The 19,500-nt window shown below is 49.8% G+C and carries 18 protein-coding genes; 14 read left to right on the forward strand and 4 right to left on the reverse strand.

Going from position 1 to position 19,500, the window contains the following annotated elements:
- The first annotated feature begins 266 nt into the window (after positions 1-266).
- The 4 genes from nifU (at position 267) to ACNI23_RS16070 (ending at position 4,223) form a co-directional block, all read left to right on the forward strand.
- A complete protein-coding gene (gene nifU, locus ACNI23_RS16055; RefSeq protein WP_420250207.1) occupies positions 267-1,106 on the forward strand; it encodes a Fe-S cluster assembly protein NifU in 840 nt (279 codons plus the stop codon).
- 2 nt (positions 1,107-1,108) lie between these two features.
- Positions 1,109-2,299 (forward strand): cysteine desulfurase NifS, encoded by a 1,191-nt coding sequence (gene nifS, locus ACNI23_RS16060; protein ID WP_420250208.1) that lies wholly within the window; start codon positions 1,109-1,111, stop codon positions 2,297-2,299.
- A 105-nt stretch (positions 2,300-2,404) separates the two neighbouring features.
- Positions 2,405-3,328, forward strand: coding sequence for a cysteine synthase A (gene cysK / locus ACNI23_RS16065; RefSeq protein WP_420250210.1), 924 nt, complete (start codon positions 2,405-2,407; stop codon positions 3,326-3,328).
- A 10-nt stretch (positions 3,329-3,338) separates the two neighbouring features.
- Positions 3,339-4,223 carry a serine O-acetyltransferase gene (locus tag ACNI23_RS16070; RefSeq protein ID WP_420250212.1) on the forward strand — a complete coding sequence of 295 codons (885 nt, stop codon included), beginning with the start codon at positions 3,339-3,341 and terminating at the stop codon, positions 4,221-4,223.
- Between the two features lie 41 nt (positions 4,224-4,264).
- Here the strand turns inward: ACNI23_RS16070 and ACNI23_RS16075 are convergent, their stop codons facing one another.
- Together ACNI23_RS16075 and ACNI23_RS16080 are read right to left on the reverse strand one after the other, a co-directional pair.
- Positions 4,265-5,170, reverse strand: coding sequence for a caspase family protein (locus ACNI23_RS16075; RefSeq protein ID WP_420250214.1), 906 nt, complete (start codon positions 5,168-5,170; stop codon positions 4,265-4,267).
- Positions 5,171-5,205: 35 nt separating this feature from the next.
- A complete protein-coding gene (locus ACNI23_RS16080) occupies positions 5,206-5,676 on the reverse strand; it encodes a DUF2628 domain-containing protein (RefSeq protein ID WP_420250216.1) in 471 nt (156 codons plus the stop codon).
- A gap of 280 nt (positions 5,677-5,956) precedes the next feature.
- Here ACNI23_RS16080 and hisS point away from each other — a divergent pair, with 280 nt between their 5' ends.
- The 6 genes from hisS to ACNI23_RS16110 all read left to right on the forward strand — a co-directional run bounded on the left by hisS (position 5,957) and on the right by ACNI23_RS16110 (position 12,780).
- The gene (gene hisS, locus ACNI23_RS16085) at positions 5,957-7,195 is read left to right on the forward strand and encodes a histidine--tRNA ligase (RefSeq protein ID WP_420250217.1); all 1,239 of its coding nucleotides are present in this window, start codon (positions 5,957-5,959) and stop codon (positions 7,193-7,195) included.
- Positions 7,196-7,227: 32 nt separating this feature from the next.
- Positions 7,228-9,051 (forward strand): aspartate--tRNA ligase, encoded by a 1,824-nt coding sequence (aspS, locus tag ACNI23_RS16090; protein ID WP_420250219.1) that lies wholly within the window; start codon positions 7,228-7,230, stop codon positions 9,049-9,051.
- A 160-nt stretch (positions 9,052-9,211) separates the two neighbouring features.
- Positions 9,212-9,724, forward strand: a complete 513-nt coding sequence (gene def, locus ACNI23_RS16095) for a peptide deformylase (protein ID WP_420250221.1) — start codon at positions 9,212-9,214, stop codon at positions 9,722-9,724.
- Positions 9,700-10,650: a methionyl-tRNA formyltransferase gene (fmt, locus tag ACNI23_RS16100; protein ID WP_420250223.1), complete on the forward strand. Its 951-nt coding sequence runs from the start codon at positions 9,700-9,702 to the stop codon at positions 10,648-10,650. Before def ends, fmt begins: the two co-directional genes overlap by 25 nt.
- 15 nt (positions 10,651-10,665) lie before the next feature.
- On the forward strand, positions 10,666-11,484 hold the full coding sequence (locus ACNI23_RS16105) for a DUF116 domain-containing protein (protein ID WP_420250225.1): 819 nt from the start codon (positions 10,666-10,668) through the stop codon (positions 11,482-11,484).
- Positions 11,485-11,499: 15 nt separating this feature from the next.
- Positions 11,500-12,780 carry a transcription antitermination factor NusB gene (locus tag ACNI23_RS16110; protein WP_420250227.1) on the forward strand — a complete coding sequence of 427 codons (1,281 nt, stop codon included), beginning with the start codon at positions 11,500-11,502 and terminating at the stop codon, positions 12,778-12,780.
- Positions 12,781-12,842: 62 nt separating this feature from the next.
- Here ACNI23_RS16110 and ACNI23_RS16115 read toward each other — a convergent pair whose 3' ends face one another.
- Positions 12,843-13,604: a tetratricopeptide repeat protein gene (locus tag ACNI23_RS16115; RefSeq protein WP_420250229.1), complete on the reverse strand. Its 762-nt coding sequence runs from the start codon at positions 13,602-13,604 to the stop codon at positions 12,843-12,845.
- Between the two features lie 325 nt (positions 13,605-13,929).
- On the opposite strand from ACNI23_RS16115, the gene ACNI23_RS16120 reads away from it, so the two are divergent.
- The 4 genes from ACNI23_RS16120 (at position 13,930) to ACNI23_RS16135 (ending at position 18,712) form a co-directional block, all read left to right on the forward strand.
- The gene (locus ACNI23_RS16120) at positions 13,930-14,496 is read left to right on the forward strand and encodes a helix-turn-helix domain-containing protein (protein WP_420250231.1); all 567 of its coding nucleotides are present in this window, start codon (positions 13,930-13,932) and stop codon (positions 14,494-14,496) included.
- Positions 14,497-14,508: 12 nt separating this feature from the next.
- Positions 14,509-16,155 carry an AMP-binding protein gene (locus tag ACNI23_RS16125; protein ID WP_420250232.1) on the forward strand — a complete coding sequence of 549 codons (1,647 nt, stop codon included), beginning with the start codon at positions 14,509-14,511 and terminating at the stop codon, positions 16,153-16,155.
- Between the two features lie 145 nt (positions 16,156-16,300).
- Positions 16,301-16,858 carry a helix-turn-helix domain-containing protein gene (locus tag ACNI23_RS16130; protein ID WP_420250234.1) on the forward strand — a complete coding sequence of 186 codons (558 nt, stop codon included), beginning with the start codon at positions 16,301-16,303 and terminating at the stop codon, positions 16,856-16,858.
- Positions 16,859-17,065: 207 nt separating this feature from the next.
- Positions 17,066-18,712, forward strand: coding sequence for an AMP-binding protein (locus ACNI23_RS16135; protein WP_420250235.1), 1,647 nt, complete (start codon positions 17,066-17,068; stop codon positions 18,710-18,712).
- 176 nt (positions 18,713-18,888) lie between these two features.
- Here ACNI23_RS16135 and ACNI23_RS16140 read toward each other — a convergent pair whose 3' ends face one another.
- A complete protein-coding gene (locus tag ACNI23_RS16140; protein WP_420250236.1) occupies positions 18,889-19,416 on the reverse strand; it encodes a DUF2059 domain-containing protein in 528 nt (175 codons plus the stop codon).
- Between the last annotated feature and the right edge of the window lie 84 nt (positions 19,417-19,500).

Raw genomic sequence — 19,500 nt, forward strand, 5'->3', positions numbered from 1 at the left:
TTTAACTCATATTTTTTGATGAATTTTGGGGGGTGATCCAGTTCACCCCCTTGCTTTTTAGCTATCACAACCTAATATCTACTATGAAAGTATAAAAAACTTGCTAAGCAAAGGGCTTGAGCGTAAAATAAATCATACCAAAATGGTATGAAATTTTGTTGAATAATAGAAAGCAGACCGTTTTTCTTTCGAAAATATTCGGAAAAGGGTATGCTTAAGATATTTCTTATAAACCAGATTCACGCAACAGAGATGCGGAGGATAATATGTGGGAATATACTAGTAAGGTTCAAGAGCATTTTCTCAACCCCAAGAATGTCGGGGTAATTGAAGACGCGGATGCTATCGGCGAGGTCGGTTCTCTTTCCTGTGGTGATGCACTGAGGCTGTTTCTCAAAATTGATGAAGATGAGCGCATTGTTGACGCCAAGTTTCAGACTTTCGGCTGCGCAAGTGCTATTGCCTCCAGCTCCGTGCTTACCGAGCTGATTAAGGGTATGACCCTCGATGAAGCTGCAAAGGTCAGCAACAAGGATATCGCCGAGGCCCTTGGCGGACTGCCCAAGGAAAAGATGCACTGTTCCGTAATGGGACAGGAAGCACTTGAAGATGCTATCCGCAAGTATCGCGGCCTTGGAGCTGCTCCGGCACCCGAAGGTGAAATTGTCTGTAAGTGCTTCGGTGTGACCGATCTTCAGATCATCCGCGCGGTCAAGGAAAACAAGCTGACTACCCTTGAAGAAGTTACCAACTTCACCAAGGCCGGTGGCGGCTGTGAGGAATGTCACGGACGTATCGAAGAGATCATCACTGAAGTCCTGACTGGTGAAGCAGCCAAGCCTGCACCGGAACCGGAAAAGCCTGCCAAGCTGACCAACATTAAGCGTTTTCAACTGGTGACCAAGGTTATCGACGAAGAAATCCGTCCGGCCCTGAACAAGGATGGCGGTGATATTGAGCTCATCGATATTGACGGTCATGAAGTTATCGTTTCCCTGCGCGGTGCCTGTGTAGGATGCCCTTCCAGCGGCCGTACCCTTAAGGATTTTGTTGAGCGTCGCCTGAAGGAAACCGTGGAACCTGAAATCAGTGTGCAGGAGGCCTAGTCATGCCAGCATATCTTGATAACAACGCCACTACAATGGTCGCACCGGAAGTGCGTGAAGCAATCCTGCCCCTGCTTGACGATGAATACGGTAACCCTTCCTCCATGCATCGCCTCGGCGGTCAGTCCGGAATGCTTATGGAGCAGGCCCGTCAGAAAGTAGCTGCCGGTTTGAACTGCGACCCCGATGAGATCATCTTTACTTCCTGTGGAACCGAGGGAGATAATACTGCTATCTTTTCCGCCCTCGAAGCGCAGCCCGAAAAGCGTCACATCATTACCACCCGTGTGGAGCACCCGGCGGTACTCAACGTTGCCAAGCATTATGAGCGCAAGGGTTATGATGTGACTTACCTGTCTGTGGACTCCAAGGGTAAGTTCGATATGGATCAGTACCGCACTGCTTTCCGTCCCGACACCGCCCTTGTTTCAGTCATGTACGCCAACAACGAATCCGGCGTAATTTCTCCTATTCATGAAATGGCTGAAATCGCCAAGAAACACGGTGTGCTTTTTCATACTGACGCTGTACAGGCTGTGGGTAAAATCGCTATTGACCTCCAGACCCTGCCCGTGGATTACCTTGTTCTGTCCGGGCATAAAATTCACGCCCCCAAGGGGATCGGAGCTCTGTTTGTGCGTAAGAATGCTCCCTTCCGTCCTTTCATGCTCGGCGGGCATCAGGAGCACGGCAGACGCGGCGGAACCGAGAACCTTCCCGGTATTGTCGGTCTCGGCGTAGCCATGGATCTTGCCGTTAAGCATATCGATGACGAGAACACCCGTGTGCGGGCGATGCGTGATCGCCTTGAAAAGGGGCTCATGGCTGCTATCCCCGATTCCATCATCAATGGTGATCAGGAAATGAGGCTGCCTAATACCCTGTCCATTGCTTTCAAGTTCATTGAAGGCGAGGCCATGCTGCTCATGCTCGACCAGTTCGGTATTGCTGCCAGCTCCGGTTCGGCCTGTACTTCCGGTTCTCTCGAGCCGTCACACGTACTCCGTGCCATGGGTGTCCCATTTACTTTTGCCCACGGTTCACTCCGTTTCTCCCTGTCCACCTACAACACTGACGAGGATATTGATCTCGTGCTCAAGGAGCTGCCGCCCATTATCAGCAGGCTGCGCGAAATGTCTCCCTTCCGTCGCGGTGATGAAGGACTCGACTGGGTGGACGATCACGATCATTAAGAATTAAAGGGCGAAATTTTATTTATTGTAAGATTTCGCCCATATTTTGCTTTTTGCATTGAATTGAGGCAGGAGTTTAGAAAAACAATATCAAGTGGGTTTAATATGAACATACATGATTCCATGATTTCACTGGTTGGGAATACTCCGCTGGTGAAATTGAATAAAGTCACTGAAGGTTGTGCAGGCCAGGTTGTAGCCAAACTGGAATTTTTCAATCCCTGCTCATCGGTTAAAGACCGCATCGGCGTTTCCATGATTGAGGAGGCTGAAAAGCGGGGTGCACTCAAGCCGGGCGCAACTGTTGTTGAGCCGACAAGTGGTAATACCGGAATCGGGCTGGCTTTTGTCTGCGCCGTGAAAGGCTACAAGCTAATTTTGACCATGCCGGAATCCATGAGTCAGGAACGTAAGGACCTGCTCAAAGGGTTCGGTGCTGAGCTGGTTTTGACTCCGGCGGAAAAAGGCATGACCGGAGCAGTGAATAAGGCCAAGGAGATTGCAGCCGCAGACCCGAATGCTTTCCTGCCTTTGCAGTTCGATAATCCTGACAATCCGCTTGCCCACCGAAATAAAACCGTCAATGAAATATGGGATGATACCGACGGCAAGATTGATATTTTTGTGGTTGGGGTCGGTACCGGAGGTACTCTTACCGGAGTCGGTTCTGAGCTGAAAAAACGCAATCCGGCGATTAAAGTTGTTGCGGTTGAGCCGGAAAAATCTCCGGTCCTGTCCGGCGGTGGACCTTCCCCGCACGGTATTCAGGGCATAGGAGCCGGGTTTGTTCCTGAGGTCTTGCATACTGAACTTATTGACGAGATCGTCAAGGTTGCGGACGAGGATGCCATTGCCATGTCCCGCAGGCTCATTCAGGAAGAAGGAATTTTGTGCGGTATTTCAGCCGGGGCTGCGGCTCATGCGGCTGTGAAGATTGCAAAACGTGAAGAAAACAAGGACAAGCTGGTTGTCTTTATAGTTCCCGATACAGGGGAGCGTTACTTAAGCACCGCTTTGTTCAAGGACTGAGGTTTAGAAAATGGTTAGTAAGATCGGTGGCTCCGTGCTGACGAAGGTTGTGGACGCCTTGTGCGAGGAAGAGTCATATCAGACAGTTTATCACATGCCTGAACATGACCGTCCCATGCCTTCTATCATTGCACTGGGAGAGTTTGTGGAAAGGCTGCGGGCGGTACTGTTTCCCGGTTATTTCGGTGATTCCGAAATCCGTCCCGAAACTATGCGCTACCACATCGGGGGCAACCTCGATGCGGCTTACCGGATTCTGGAAGAACAGATCCTGCGCGGACATTGTTTTTTCTGCAAGACCGATGAATTTAACTGTACCAACTGTGAGGCTGATGCCCAGCGCATCGCTTCAGAGTTTATGATGAAACTGCCGGAAATACGCCGTCTGCTGGCGACTGATGTGCAGGCAGCTTATGTGGGGGACCCCGCGTCCAAGAGTCCGGGCGAGACCATCTTCTGCTACCCCAGCATCATCGCCATGACCCACCACCGTATTGCCCATGAGCTTTACAAACTGAATGTGGACCTCATCCCGCGCATCATCGGCGAGATGGCTCATTCCAAGACCGGGATTGATATTCACCCCGGTGCGCAGGTGGGCGAGCATTTCTTTATCGACCACGGAACAGGAACCGTTATCGGCGAAACCTGCATCATCGGTCGCAATGTCCGTCTCTATCAGGGCGTTACCCTCGGGGCGAAGAGCTTCCCGCAGGATGATTCAGGCAACCTGATCAAGGGAATTCCCCGTCACCCCATTGTGGAAGACGATGTTATCGTCTACTCCGGGGCCACCATCCTCGGCCGCGTGACCATCGGCAAAGGCTCGGTCATCGGCGGTAACGTCTGGGTGACCAGATCGGTGGATGCCGGTGAGAGGTTGCTGCAAAGATAATAAAGAAAAGGCCCGGTTAACCGGGCCTTTTTGCTTTTTAGCTAATTCAACAACATATCCATGACTTGCTCATCCTTGTTCTTCTTGGGCTTAGGTCTCGGCTTGGGAGCCGGAGGCGGAGTCTGTTGTTGCTGAGTTGTTGTAGCTTGGCTTGATGCTTGCGATGAAGACGAACCGGAAGAACCTTTGCCGGAGAAGTAAAAATCGCCGACCAGCGAGGAAGATTCCCACGGAACCTGCTTGCGGCTGGTGTCCTTGATCACTCCCTGGCGGACCTTCTTGAAGAACTGCTCAATGGTCAGACCCTTGCTGTTCATGTTGCTGAGCATGTGGGTTACGTAGGGACTGTTGTTGCCGCGACCGTCAAGGGCTGTCTTGCCCGGAGCGGTGGCAAAGGCAATGAATGATCCTGTCGGGGCATCCATCTGGGCCAGACCGTTACGCATAGAACGAAAGCTTCGCTTGAAAGGGTTGTTGCGGCAGGCATCAAGGATGACAATGTTCATGCTGTTTCCGGCATCTTCCATTTTCGCCAGCACCTTTCCGGCATCAATGGCTTCATACTGCACATCGGATTGCCCTTGAACAGACATTCCCAGCGGGCAGAGATAGTTGATTCCGTTGACCTGCAGCCCGTGTCCTGAAAAATAAAACAATCCCACATCATAGCTTTTGAGCTTGCGTCCGAAGTCATCAATGGCACGGCCCATGGTATTGCGGTCGGCATTTTTGACCACCATGACATCAAATCCGGCTTTCTTTAGCGAACGGTTCATGGCTACCACATCATTTACCGGGTTTTTGAGTGCCCCGATTTTAGAGTAGGCCGAGTTTCCGATAAGCAGTGCCAGCCGTTTCTGGGCAAGGCAGTCGCTGGCGGAAAGCAGCATGACCGATATTGCCCCCACAAATAAAGAGCTCAGCAGCCTGAATGAGAAAGTTTTCATTAAGGACCCCCTTCAAATATTAGTGTCTACCCTCCTTATACCATAACTTGATGGAAAGAAAAGAAGAAGGCACTTCCAAAGAAAAGGGACATGAAAAAAATCCAGAGCGGTTGCAGGAAAAAGCAAAGCAGGCCGACGATTTTCACCCAGCCGTGCACCCCTCCGGTATCACGCATGATGATTGAGGCTCCTCCGACCGGAGCTGTTGATTTAATAGCGCCGATCTTGGCAGTGGAGTCGCGGTAGTAGAAAAAATATGCGCTCATACCGTAACCGATCTGGGCAATGAAATTGCCGAAGGGCAGAAAACCGATCAGAAAGGTGATTGCTGCCCAGAAGTACATTTTACGATATAGAAACCACCAGAACCCGAATAAAAATGCAGGCCAGTGCCAAGTTACAGTGAAGCCGTCATGCAGCTGCTGGAATTTGGCGAAATTGAAAAGGTACTTACCCGCATTGGGGCCGATGTATTCTTGGTAATCCTGTGATGTTATCATTTCCATAATGTTTAATCTCCTGTGCCTTTAATGCCGCAGCTTAGACTAATTAGCAACCAGACAGCTGCTAAAGTGCATGTGGTTATACGTATTCTTACGATCTTTTTACTTGCGCATTGCCTCTGGTTCTTTCATAGCTTTTTGGTGATTTGAGCGAATGGCCGTGTTGCCGCAATGGTTTTTGACATTCATATGATAATAGACTAACGAAATTTGGTTCCACGCTCCGTGCCGGGGGCGGACTACAAATATCAGCATTCCCCGGAAATTCGCAAAGAGAAGAGAGATGGCAAAAATACAGAAAATCAAAGGTGTTGCAGACCTCTTTCCAGAGGATAGTGCAAGATATGCGTTCATGGAGAAGACTGCAAGGGATGTTTTCTCTTCATATGGTTATGGGGAACTGAGAGTACCTATTCTGGAAAAAACAGAACTTTTCTGTCGTTCCATCGGTGAGGAAACCGATGTGGTCCAGAAGGAAATGTATACTTTCCCTGACCGCAAGGGTCGCTCCCTGACCATGCGTCCCGAGGCTACTGCCGGTATTGTGCGGGCTTACGTGGAAAATAAAATCTACCAGCCGGGCAAGGTTAGCAAATTTTTTACTTTCGGCCCGATGTTCAGGTACGAAAGACCGCAGGCTGGACGCATGCGTCAGTTTCATCAGATTGATGCGGAAATTTTCGGGGCAGCTGAACCTCAGGCCGATGCTGAAGTTTTGCTTATGCTCTCTTCCTTTTTAAGCAATATCGGTCTGGAAAAACTTTCTTTCGAATTGAATTCCCTTGGTTGCCCTGAATGTCGTCCCAAGTACAATCAGGCTTTGAAGGATTTCTTGGCCTCTCTTGACCGGGAACAGCTTTGTGATGACTGTCAGCGTCGCATGGATACAAATCCTCTGCGAGTGCTCGATTGTAAAAGCAAAAATTGTAAAGCCCTTACCGAAAATGCACCGACTCTTCCGGATCACCTTTGCGGAGAGTGTCGTGAACATTTTGATACCGTCATCGCTCTGATTGACGAGGCTGGCCTCCAGTATACCCTCAATCCCCGTCTTGTACGTGGATTGGACTACTATCAGCGTACAGCCTTTGAAGTAACATCCGGTGATATCGGAGCCCAGACAGCAGTTGCCGGCGGCGGCCGCTATGATGGGCTGGTAGAATCTCTTGGCGGTCCCAAAAAGGTTCCGGCAATCGGTTTTGCCTGTGGCATGGAACGTCTTGCCATGTTGCTGGAAGGTGAGTTTGAGCCTGAAGCAGATTTTTACGTGGCTCTTGTAGATGAAAGAGCAGCCAGGGATTCCCTCATTTTCGGTGAGAAGCTGCGTCGCTCCGGCCTTAAGGGCGAAGTTGGTTTCACTGCAAAAAGCATGAAAGCCCAACTGCGCCATGCTAATAAAATTAACGCGCAGAAGTGTTTTATCTTCGGTGCGGATGAATTCGAAAACGGAACGGTCACCATTAAGGATATGGCCGAAGGCGGCGAGCAGGAAACTGTCAGTCGCGACGAATATTTTAAGTAGAAAATTTCAAATAATATCGGGAGAGACTAAAAATGTCTGAACAAATTGAAGAACGCGATTACGACGAATACCGAGTGATTGAACCTCTTGGAGATTGGACACGTACCCATAGCTGCAACGAGATCACCGCAGCAAACATGGGCGAAAAAGTCCTGATCATGGGCTGGGTCCAGTTTCGCCGCGACCACGGCGGCCTGATCTTCATCGACCTGCGCGACCGTGAAGGTCTTACTCAGGTTGTTTTCAGCCCCGAGCACAACGCTGATGCTCACGAGCGCGCACACGCTATCCGTTCCGAATACGTGGTCGCTATTAAAGGTGAAGTTCGCGAACGCCCCGACGGTATGCGCAACACCAACCTGACCACCGGTGAAATCGAGATCGTTGTTGATGAGTGGAAACTTCTCAACACTTCCGAAACTCCCCCGTTCGCCATTGAAGACCGTTCCGACGCTTCTGAAATGCTGCGTCTGAAATACCGTTTTCTGGATCTGCGCCGCCCTGTGCTTGCCAAGAACTTCATCCTGCGCAACAAGGCAGCACAGTCCGTTCGCCGTTACCTCGACAACCTCGGCTTTCTCGAAATCGAGACCCCGGTACTGACCAAGTCCACTCCTGAAGGAGCGCGTGACTTCCTCGTACCCAGCCGTATGAACAACGGTGATTTCTACGCTCTGCCGCAGTCTCCGCAGCTCTTCAAACAGATGCTCATGGTTTCCGGCATGGACCGTTACTTCCAGATCGTAAAATGTTTCCGTGACGAAGACCTTCGCGCCGACCGCCAGCCCGAGTTCACCCAGATCGATATCGAAATGAGCTTTGTGAACGAAGAGCAGGTTATGGGTATGGCTGAAGAAATGGTTCGCACCGTCTTCAAAGAGACCATCGAAACCGAACTCCCCGCATCCTTCCCCCGCATGACCTACGCTGATGCCATGCGCGATTACGGTTGTGACAAGCCTGACGTACGTTTCGACCTCAAGCTTCAGGAAGCTACCGATATCTTCAAGGGTTCCGACTTCAAGGTTTTCGCCAGCTCCGAGCTGATCAAAATCCTGCGTGTACCGGGCGGTGCCGAGCTTTCCCGTAAGGAGATCGACGAATACACCAAGTTCGTAGAAATTTACGGTTCCAAAGGCCTCGCATGGATCAAGGTTAAGGAAGACGGCGAATGGCAGTCTCCCATTGTAAAATTCTTCTCCGAAGAAGAGTGCGCAAAGCTGCGTGAACTCACCAACTGCCAGCCCGGCGACATCCTCTTCTTCCAGGCCGGAGCAGCCGACATTGTCAACGCCGCTCTTGCCGCTTTGCGTATCAAGCTCGGTGAGCGTTTTGAACTCATCGACGAGTCCAAATACGCCCCTCTCTGGGTTACCGACTTTCCGCTGCTTGAGTACAACGCCGACGAAAAACGCTACGTTGCCCGTCACCATCCCTTCACCTCTCCGCAGGAAGGGCAGATTGACGAACTGGGTGACAAGCCTGCCGAAGCGCTTGCCCGTGCATACGACCTCGTTATGAACGGTTATGAAGTAGGTGGTGGTTCCATCCGTATCCACACCCCCGAAATGCAGCAGAAAATGTTCGCTGCTCTGGGTATCGACGAAGAAGAAGCTCGCGCTAAGTTCGGCTTCCTCATGGATGCGCTTCAGTTCGGTGCGCCGCCGCACGGTGGTATTGCTTTTGGTCTGGACAGACTTATTATGATTCTGTGTGGCGCAAAATCCATCAGGGACGTTATCGCCTTCCCCAAAACACAGAAGGCTACCTGTCTGATGACCGAAGCACCCGCAGGCGTTTCCGCTACCCAGCTCCGTGAGCTCGGTATTCGTCTTAGAGAAAAGAAAGAAGCATAAGAATGCCTCCGGCGGTTTAAACCACTTTTAGTGGGACTTCGCCGTTGTGGATGCATAATCACGCTGATTTAAATAAATTCAACCCTCAGGGATTCCAAAGGGGATTATCCCCTTTGGTCCCGCTGAAGGCGTCTTCGAAGAGCCGCCGGAGGCCATAAATATGAAATTAGAAATTTTAGCTTATCCTGAAGAGTCTTTGAAAGAAGTCTGTTCCAGAGTTGAGGAAGTCACTCCTGAGCTGAAGGAAACCATCGATAACATGATCGAGACCATGTACGAAGACGACGGTGTGGGCCTTGCCGCCCCGCAGGTCGGAATTCAGAAACGTCTGATTGTTATTGACCCTTCCGGCCCCAAAGAGCGCACTGACCTACAGGTTATCATCAACCCTGAAATCGTTGAAAAAAGCAGCCAGAAGGTGGACTCCGAGGAAGCCTGCCTTTCCTGCCCCGGTTTCAAATGCGTGATCAAACGCCATGAGACAGTTACCGTAACCGGTACTGACCTTGAAGGTAATGACGTCCGCATTGAAGCAGACGATTTTCTGGCCATTGTGCTGCAGCATGAAATTGATCATCTGGATGGAACTCTCATTGTCGACCGTGTAGGCCGCCTGAAACGTGCAATGTACGATAAGAAGGTAAAAAAATGGCTGAAAAGCGCTGGAAAATAGTTTTCATGGGAACACCGGACTTCGCGTCCACCATTCTCGAGTATCTCGTGGAATGGGACGGATGTGAGGTCATTGCAGCCTACACCCAGCCGGACCGCAAATGCGGCCGTGGGCAGAAGGTGCGTTGTTCCGCTGTAAAGGATGTTGCTCTTAAGAATGACATCCCGGTTTACCAGCCCTTGAATTTCAAGGACGAAAAAGACGTTGAAGAGCTGCGTGCGCTGGAACCTGATTTTCTGGTTGTTGCAGCCTACGGGTTGATCCTGCCGCAGTCTGTGCTGAATGTTCCCGCAGTTATGCCCATTAACGTGCATGCTTCCCTGCTGCCCAAGTATCGCGGTGCCGCACCCATCCACAGGGCGGTTGCCAATGGTGACCATGCCACCGGGATTACCATCATGAAGATGGAAGCGGGACTGGATACCGGTCCTATTCTGGTTCAGCAGGCGCTTGGCATTGCCTGGGACGACTTTACAGGTAAGGTTCATGATGAACTTGCCGACATGGGCGGTCCATTGGTCATGGAAACCCTGCTGCGCTATCGGGATGGTCGTTTGACCGTTATGCCTCAGGATGACTCCATTGCTACCTATGCTGAAAAGCTGAGCAAGGAAGAAGGGCTGATCGATTGGGACCTTCCGGTTAAGGAAGTGCACAATAAGATCAGGGGCATGTATCCGTGGCCCGGTGCCTATTACTTCTGGACTCCGGAAGGTAAAGAACCCCTCCGCCTTGTGCTTTCTCCCGGTAAGCCCGGAGATGAAGAGGTTGAAGATCTCGCCCCCGGAACCATCGTTGGCGAGTATGACGGCATGCTCGGCATCGCCTGCCAAGATAAAATTTACCTCGCATCCAAGGTCAAGCCTGCCGGAAAGAAAGAGATGGACGGCAAAGCCTTTATGTGCGGTTACATGAATAAGTGTTAACTTCGGATTTAATAGATGAGTGTAGAAAAAGATAACAAAAAGCGCCTTTTCATTGGTCTGATCACAGGAACCTGCGTACTGCTTTGTGCGTTTCTGGCCTTGCTTTGGTATGTGCCTTATGCCGGACTGGATTCATTTGGCGCGTGGGCTTCATGGACTTGGGGCCTGTTCGTTTTTGCACTCATCGTGCTGGTCGGCTGGGGCTATGTCGGTCTGCTTACCAACGTTGTGTTCCAGCGAACCTTTCCTTTTTCGCAGAAGGCGCGTGGGCTTAGCGTTAAGCTTTTCCTGCCCCTGATGACCATTCTGGGACGTGTGTTCGGTCTTTCCAAACGCAAGATCCGTGGTTCTTTCATCAAGGTTAATAACGAGCTGGTTCTTTCCGAAGTCGGCCGTTTTGATCCCGAAAAGATCATGATCCTGACTCCGCATTGTCTGCAGGCCAGCCGTTGCGATATGCGTCTGACCTACGATATCAACAACTGCAAGCGTTGCGGCCTGTGTACAATTAAGGGACTGCTGGAGCTCCGCGATAAATACGGGGTTCATTTCCATGTAGCCACCGGTGGTACAATTGCCCGCCGTCTGGTTGTGCAGAACCGCCCGCGCATGATCATTGCCATTGCTTGTGAGCGTGACCTTGCCAGCGGTATTCAGGATACCTATCCGCTTCCGGTTTACGGAGTGCTCAATGATCGCCCCAACGGTCCTTGTCTTGATACTCAGGTTTCCCTTATCGATGTAGAGAATGCACTGCGCCGTTTTATCAAGGAAGAGAAGCTTCCCGCAGATGCGGAAAAAAATGTTGCGCTGACCCCTCTTACCGGGCTTTAAGCCGGGAACCAGTTTATGAAGAAAAATATTTTGCCCGGCCCCAGAGGGATTGCTTTTGATTGTGTAACTCGCGCTCTTGATGGTGGAGCTGATGCACAGGCTGTTCTGGATGACGCCCTCACTTCGTCAAAGCTGGATGCGCGTGATCGAGGGTTTGTTACGGAAATTCTTTACGGTTATCTGCGCATGCGCTTGCGGCTGCAGTCCGTACTTAATTGTTTTCTTTCCCGTCCTGACGGGTTACCCGCTCCGATATTGCGGGTGCTGGGCATGGCTGCATATGAAATCCTGCATATGGATGTTCCGGCTTATGCTTCCGTGGACTGGGGCGTTGATTCCGCAAAACGTCTTTCTCGAGGTAAACTCGGCGGTCTGGCAAATGCTGTATTGCGCAAGGTTGCCCGTTTAGCTGAAGATGGTGCAGATGAAGATTTTTTTCGCCGCAACTGTGATTCCGAAATAGAATTTCTTTCCGCATACTACTCCTGTCCGGAGTGGATTGTAGAGCTTTGGGTTAACAGCTATGGCCGCGATAAGGCCGAGCAGTATCTTGAAGCGCAGATTTGTCCCCCTGCCGCAGGCTTTGTTCTTGATATCAATAACAGCGAGGCCAAGGCTGCAGCCGAGCAGTTGCTGGATGAAAAAGATTACATTGCCTCTGACGGACAGGCTTTCGCCTTTTATTCCGGTTACTGGCCGCAGGCATTTAAGGGACTGAAAGAGTCGGTTATCCGCCAGAGCTACGCAGCCCGCGAGGCTCTTTCCGTGCTGGACCCTTCTGAATGGCCCACTCCGGTCTGGGACGGTTGTTCCGGTCGTGGCGGCAAATCAAGGTTTCTTCATTCCAAGAAAATTTCACCCATCATTGCCAGTGATCCTCATGCCAGAAGGCTGGCGGCATTGAGGCGGGAGGTCCCGTCGGTGGCTGCTTTCCGTGCTTCAGCCATTAATCCGCCGCTGGCAAAAGATTCTATCGGCACTGCTTTGCTTGATGTCCCCTGTTCCGGGCTGGGCGTGCTTTCACGCAGGCCGGATACCAAATTCAAGCGCACCCCGGAAGATGTGGAGTCTCTGGTTCTCCTGCAGTCCCGCATTCTGGATAATGCATGGGAAACCATACGCAGTGGCGGGCGGCTGGCTTATATCACCTGCACCCTTAATCCTGCTGAGAACGAAGGCCAGATCGGGGCCTTCCTCAAACGGCACAAGGATGCGGTCCCGCTCAAAGAGTGGACCACACCGCCGGATTCGGAACTGCATGAATTTTTCTACTCAGCTTTGCTTGAGAAAAAATAACTAAAAAATCCCCTTTCATCATTTGATGGAAGGGGATTTAAAATTTGTTGAGATCGGAGTGCTTAAGAGACCTGTTCAGGATGGTGCTTTTTGAGAAACTCCAGAAATTTGGATGCCTCGTCGTGGCTGGCATTCAGCTCAAGGGCTTTTTTCAGGTGCGCAGAGCATTTATCAAGTACCCCTTTTTCAAAATAGGCCCGGGCAATGTTGTAATGCAGGTTTTCATCGTTGCTGGTCATTTCTAGTGCACGTTCGTAGTAGTCAATAGCCTGATCCTGCATGCCCGTCTTGCGCAGGTTGATGCCGAATTCATTGAACAGATGTTTGTGTTCAGCCTGAAAAGCTGCATCAAGTTTAACCAGTCTGTTGAAAATATCGTTAGCCTTGTTGGATTCACCGCGTTCCATGTAGGTCAATCCGAGACCAAAGTTTGCTTTAACGTTATCTTCATCAACACCCAGTGCATTCTGAAATTCGAATTCTGCACTGTAAGTAGCTCCGGCCTGCCTTGCTTTTTCCCCACGGGTAATGGTGGAGTTCAGCTCCTGCATTTTAGGGTAGACAGTGGAGACGTAAAATTCAGGTTCCGGCGAGTATTTGGAAAGAAACTCTTCCATGGGGACAACTGATTTCGGTCCGGCAGGAATGTAACTTGTGTTCAGAGCCTGCACTTCTACATTTTCAGGATTAAGCTCTTCTGCCATCCAGTACATCTTGCTGATGGTCCGGCGCACAGTGGTACCTGTACCAATCTTTTGCACATTCTGACTGGAAAAGACGCCCTTGATTGTTTGTCTTCCTGAGTTTTGTTCTGCCGCGGCCATTTATTGTCCCTTTTGAATTCCTGTTATTTATGCGCACTATAGATAATATTTACATAAAATTCCACTAACAAAATTTAGTATTGACGCACAATTATAATTGATGAAAGCGATCGCAGGTAAAAATCTGTTAATGCCTAATTTTGTTCTTCATTTTTCTTGGTGGAAGATTTAGAGTGATTGCCGCTTTGATGATTGTTAAAAATCGGTGTTGCATTATGAGGTTGATGACAAGTGATCGACATTAATGTAAGTACTCATTTTTTAGCTTTTTTATGTAGTTTTATCAAAATGCCGTAAAAACGGGCTTAGACCAGTAGAGGGAGTTATGAGCAAAGCAAAAGTAGGACATCGTATTAAGACATTCAGGGAAAAGCAGGGCATCAGCCTTGAAGAGTTTTCCTCACGCACCGGCCTCGGAGTTGATTTCCTTGAAGCCGTAGAAGAAAAAGATAAATATCCCTCCCTAGGTCCCCTACTTAAGATTGCAAGAGCCCTTGGCGTTAGACTCGGCACTTTCCTTGATGATCAGGTCAGCAAAGATCCTCTTATCGTCAAGCTTGGCGAGCGCAAGGAAGAGTTTACCATGCATTCAGATCAGGAAAAGACTGCATCCATGAAGTATTTCTCCCTTGCCAAAGGTAAGAGCGATCGTCACATGGAGCCTTTTTTTATTGAAATTCAGCCTGAGGACGGCGAACCCAAGCTGACCTCTCATGAAGGCGAGGAGTTCATCATAGTTGTCTCCGGTAAACTCAAAGTAGTTTACGGCAAGGAAGAAAGTGTGCTGGAAGCAGGCGACAGCGTTTATTTCAATTCTGTAGTTCCGCATTATGTTGCTGCTGAAGGCAATGAAAAGTGTGATATCTACGCGGTCCTTTATTTCCCGGAATAAGAGAGGAGTTTCATGGAACAATCACATCTTAGGGAAATTACTCTCGGGGCATTGCTGGACGAAACTGTTGAAAAATATCCCGATCAGGAAGCCGTAGTTTACGTGGACCGCGATTTCCGCCTGACTTACCGTGAATTCGGTGAGCTGGTGGATGATCTGGCCATGGGCCTTATGGCTCTCGGAGTCAAGAAAGGCGAGAAAGTCGCTGTTTGGGCCACCAACGTGCCTTACTGGGTAGCATTGCAGTTCGCTACTGCGAAAATCGGGGCCATCCTGCTGACCGTTAATACTTTTTACCGCACCACCGAGCTGGAGTACCTGCTCAAGCAGTCAGAGTGCGAAAACCTCGTCATCATCGACGGTTTTAGGGAGATTGATTATCTCCAGACTGCATATGACCTGATTCCCGAACTTAAGACTCAGGAACGCGGTTACCTCAAAAGCGAAAAATTCCCCGATCTCAAAAGGGTTTTCTTTCTCGGTCAGGAAAAGCACCGCGGCATGTACTCCATGGCTGAGGTTATCAACCTTTCCGCAGTGACCACAGAAGAAGATTACGAAGCACGTCAGGCAACACTCGATCCGCATGACGTAGTCAACATGCAGTACACTTCCGGAACCACAGGGTTCCCTAAAGGTGTTCAGCTGACCCACTACAATATCGGTAACAACGGGTTCTGGATCGGTGAGAACCAGGGCTTCAAACCCGGTGACCGTCTTTGTCTGCCCGTACCTCTGTTTCACTGCTTCGGTTGTGTTCTCGGTGTTCTGGCTGCGGTGAACCACGGAACCACAATGGTCATCCTTGAAGGATTTGACCCGCTGCTGGTCATGGCTTCCGTTGATCAGGAAAAGTGTACCGCCCTTTACGGTGTACCGACCATGTTCATCGCCATCCTTGAGCACAAGCTGTTCACCAAGTTCGATTATTCTTCCCTGCGTACCGGTATCATGGCCGGATCGCCATGTCCTATTGAGGTCATGAAGAAGGTTATGGATAAGATGAACATGACTGATATTACTATCTGTTACGGTCTGACCGAGGCTTCCCCGGTTATGACCCAGACCCGCATGACCGACAGCATTCAGCGCCGTACCGAAACAGTCGGGCGGGCTATGCCTGAAATCGAAGTCGCCATCATCAACCCGGAAACAGGTGAGATGTGCGAACATGGTGAAACAGGTGAAATCTGCTGTCGCGGCTACAACGTTATGAAGGGTTACTACAACAACCCCGAAGCCACCAATTCCACTATTGATATGAATGGCTGGCTCCATTCCGGCGACCTCGGAACCATGGATGACGAAGGGTATGTTGATGTTACCGGACGTCTCAAAGATATGATCATCCGTGGCGGTGAGAATATCTATCCGCGTGAAATTGAAGAATTCCTCTACACCATGGACGGTATTCTTGATGTTCAGGTGGCTGGTGTTCCCAGCGAAAAGTACGGGGAGCAGGTCGGAGCGTTCATCATCCTCAAGGATGGTGTGGAAATGACCAAGCAGGATGTCATTGACTACTGCCGTGGTCAGATTTCCCGCTACAAGATTCCCAAGTTCATTACTTTCCTTGACGCTTATCCCATGACCGCAAGCGGCAAGATTCAGAAATACAAACTCCGGGATATGGCTGCAGAGCTTTACCCTGACGCATAAAAAGCAAAGGGGCTTTGCTCCGGCAAGGCCCTTTTTTTAATAAGGAAATTTATCGCCAAAAGCGGCGAAGCCGAAATAAAAGGTTTTGGGATTCTTAAACCCTTTTGCAAAAGGGTTTAAGCCGCCGGAGGCAAATGGAGGAACTATGAGTAACGAACAGGCTTATAAAGAAATTGCACCGAGGCTTGCGGGCCTGCGTGATGCAATGGACATGAGCGTTGAAGAGCTGGCCGAGAAGGTCGGGGTTACCCCTGAGCGTACTGCGCAGTACGAATCCGGTACTGTGGAGATTCCGGTCAGTTATCTGATGGATGTGGCCCACCTTTGCGGAGTCAGCCTGACAGTGTTGATTTCCGGCAGTGAGGCACATCTGACCAACTACGCACTGGTGCGCAACGGCAAAGGTCTTAATGTCGACCGTCGTAAAGACTACGACTACAAGAACCTTGCTTCTACTTTCGTAGGCCGCCGCATGGAACCTTTCATGGTCGAAGTTCCGTCCAAAGAGGTTACCGAGATGAATTTCACCACCCATCGCGGGCAGGAGTTCATTTACGTGCTTGAAGGACGTCTTGAGTTAAGGCTCGACGATTCCGTGCTTGAGCTTGAAGAAGGCGATTCCCTCTACTTTGATTCCAATACTCCCCACGCTCTGCGAGGTCTTGACGGCAAATCCGCTCGCATGCTGGACGTCATTCTCTAGCGTGGCACCCATAAAATTCATCTGGATGAATTTTAAAAAAAATAAATAAAAATTTATTTTTGGATGTCACGCTACAGGTCGCCAGTTGCTTTTCATCAGTACACACGCGGCCTGCGGTAAAAAACACGGTTTTTACATTTGAGGATTTAACGTCAACCAACAGCAAATATCAGGATAAAAAACTATCCTCCGTGGAGATATAATATAATGGAAAAGCAGAAATACGGCTCTTACGAAGAGTTCTGTGCCGAATATAAGACCGAAGTTCCCGAAAATTACAACTTTGCCTTTGACTGCGTGGACAAGATTGCCGCTGATGATCCCAGCCGCTTGGCAATGATCCATATCGGACCGGACGGCACCCGCACTGAAAAAGATTTCGACTTTTTTTCCAAAAAGTCCGCACGCCTCGCCAATGCGCTGAGCAAGGCCGGGGTTGAAAAGGGTGACCGCATCATGATCATCCTTTACCGCCGCATTGACTGGTGGGTATCCATGCTGGCCTGTCACAAGATAGGTGCTGTGCCCGTACCTTCACCGAACCTGCTCACTGTGAAGGATATTCAATTTCGGGTGAATTTCGCCAAGATCAAAGGCATCATCGCTGAAGATTCCGTGGCTGACCGTGCTGATGAAGCTCACAAAAGCTGCCCGTCGCTCAAGGTAATGGTTCAGGCTGGAGAAGGTGATCTGCATGACGGTTGGCTCGATTTCGAAACCATCTGTGATGAAGCTTCCGATTCTTTCCCCCGTCCGGCTGATTGCGCCGGCGGTGATGATTCCTTGCTCATCTTCTTCTCTTCCGGCACCACCGGACAGCCGAAGATGGTTGAGCATACCCACAACTACCCGCTTGGCCACTATGTGACCGGTGCCTACTGGCATGATCTTGAGCCCGGTGCCGTTCACCTGACCCTTGCTGATACCGGTTGGGGCAAGGCTGTCTGGGGTAAATATTACGGTCAGTGGATGTCTGGTGCTGTGGTCTTTGTATGGGATTTCCGTGGTAAGTTCGAGCCTGCGGAACTGTTGCGTGTTCTGGCTGACAACAAGGTCACCAGTTTCTGCGCTCCCCCCACAGTTTACCGTTTTATGATCCGCGAAGATCTTTCAAAGTACGACCTTTCCGCGCTCACGCACTGCACCACCGCAGGTGAACTGCTCAACGCATCAGTCTTCGAAGCTTGGAAAGAAGCTACCGGACTGCCTCTTTACGAAGGTTATGGCCAGACCGAGTCCGTGCTTCAGATCGCAACTTTCCCCAACATGACCCCCAAGCCGGGTTCCATCGGTAAGCCCTGCCCGGGCTGGGATCTTGCGCTTATCGATACCGAAGGCAACCTTTGTGCTCCGGGTGAAGAAGGGCAGATCTGCGTCAAGCTTGATCCCCGTCCCGTTGGTCTGTTCACCGGATATCTTGATGAGCCGCAGAAGACCGAAAATGTCATGGTCGACGGTTACTACCAGACCGGTGACAAGGCTTGGATGGACGAGGACGGCTATTACTGGTTCCTCGGCCGTACCGATGATCTGATCAAGAGTTCCGGTTACCGTATCGGACCCTTCGAAGTTGAGTCTGCGCTGATCACTCACGACGCTATCGTCGAAGCCGCTGTAACCGGCGTTCCTTGCGATGTACGCGGTCAGGCTGTAAAAGCTACCGTTGTTCTCGCTCCCGGCTACGAAGGCGGTGAGGAGTTGACCAAGGAATTGCAGAATCACGTTAAGAAGGTTACCGCGCCTTACAAATACCCGCGTATCATCGATTACGTGACAGAATTGCCCAAGACCATCAGCGGCAAGATCAAACGCGCTGAGATCCGCGCTAAGGACGAGGCTGACGCAAAGGCATAATGCCTCCGGCGGCTCTCCGAGGGCCAAAGAAACTTTTGGGAAAAGTTTCTCTGGACTCTTCAAAACTTTTTAGTTGAGCTTCGCTGTGTAGCTTGGCTAATCAGCAAAAATAAAGACCGCAATATCTTTCGAGATATTGCGGTCTTTTTTGATAAAGTGGAACTGATCGTTAATAATTACTTATAAACTGATGTACTTTTTATTAATTCGGCCATTCTTTCTTCAAGCATCTGTTCATATTTTAACGACATGATACTGCTGGCGATCTGGTTTGCCCGTTGCTCCCATTTGCTCAATATTACAGGCATTTTCTTAATCAGTCTTTTACCTGCTTTGGTTTTATAAAATGCTGATATTTCATGTAGTTCGGTTATGCTAAATTCTTGCGTATAAATTTCAGCGTATGTTTGTTTAAAGAGATCCTGATTTCTCTTCTCATAAAAAGCTTTTGTGATTACATCCTGAAATATTTCTATGAGTTGCTCTTTGTATTTAGCAAGTTCTGGATTTTTGTTGATTTGACCTCCAAATGCGATTGTAGCTGTGTAGAGAAATCCCTTGCAAAACATATCAGGATCATAGGTAAGTTCTGTTAACTCCATAGCCGCCTGATAATGAGCGTTGTCTTGAGCATATGATACGGTTGGTAATGAAAGCAGAATAAATGTGATTAAGATAACTGAATTATTTTTAAGTAACTTCATTGAGAATCCTCTTAATCTGGGCATGTTGTTAGTGATTTCCATATATATTGTTAAATAATAACAATTGAGTTGGTAAGTGACAAT

The sequence above is a fragment of the Maridesulfovibrio pacificus (SeqCode) genome, assembly GCF_048612815.1.
GTDB lineage: Bacteria > Desulfobacterota > Desulfovibrionia > Desulfovibrionales > Desulfovibrionaceae > Maridesulfovibrio > Maridesulfovibrio pacificus.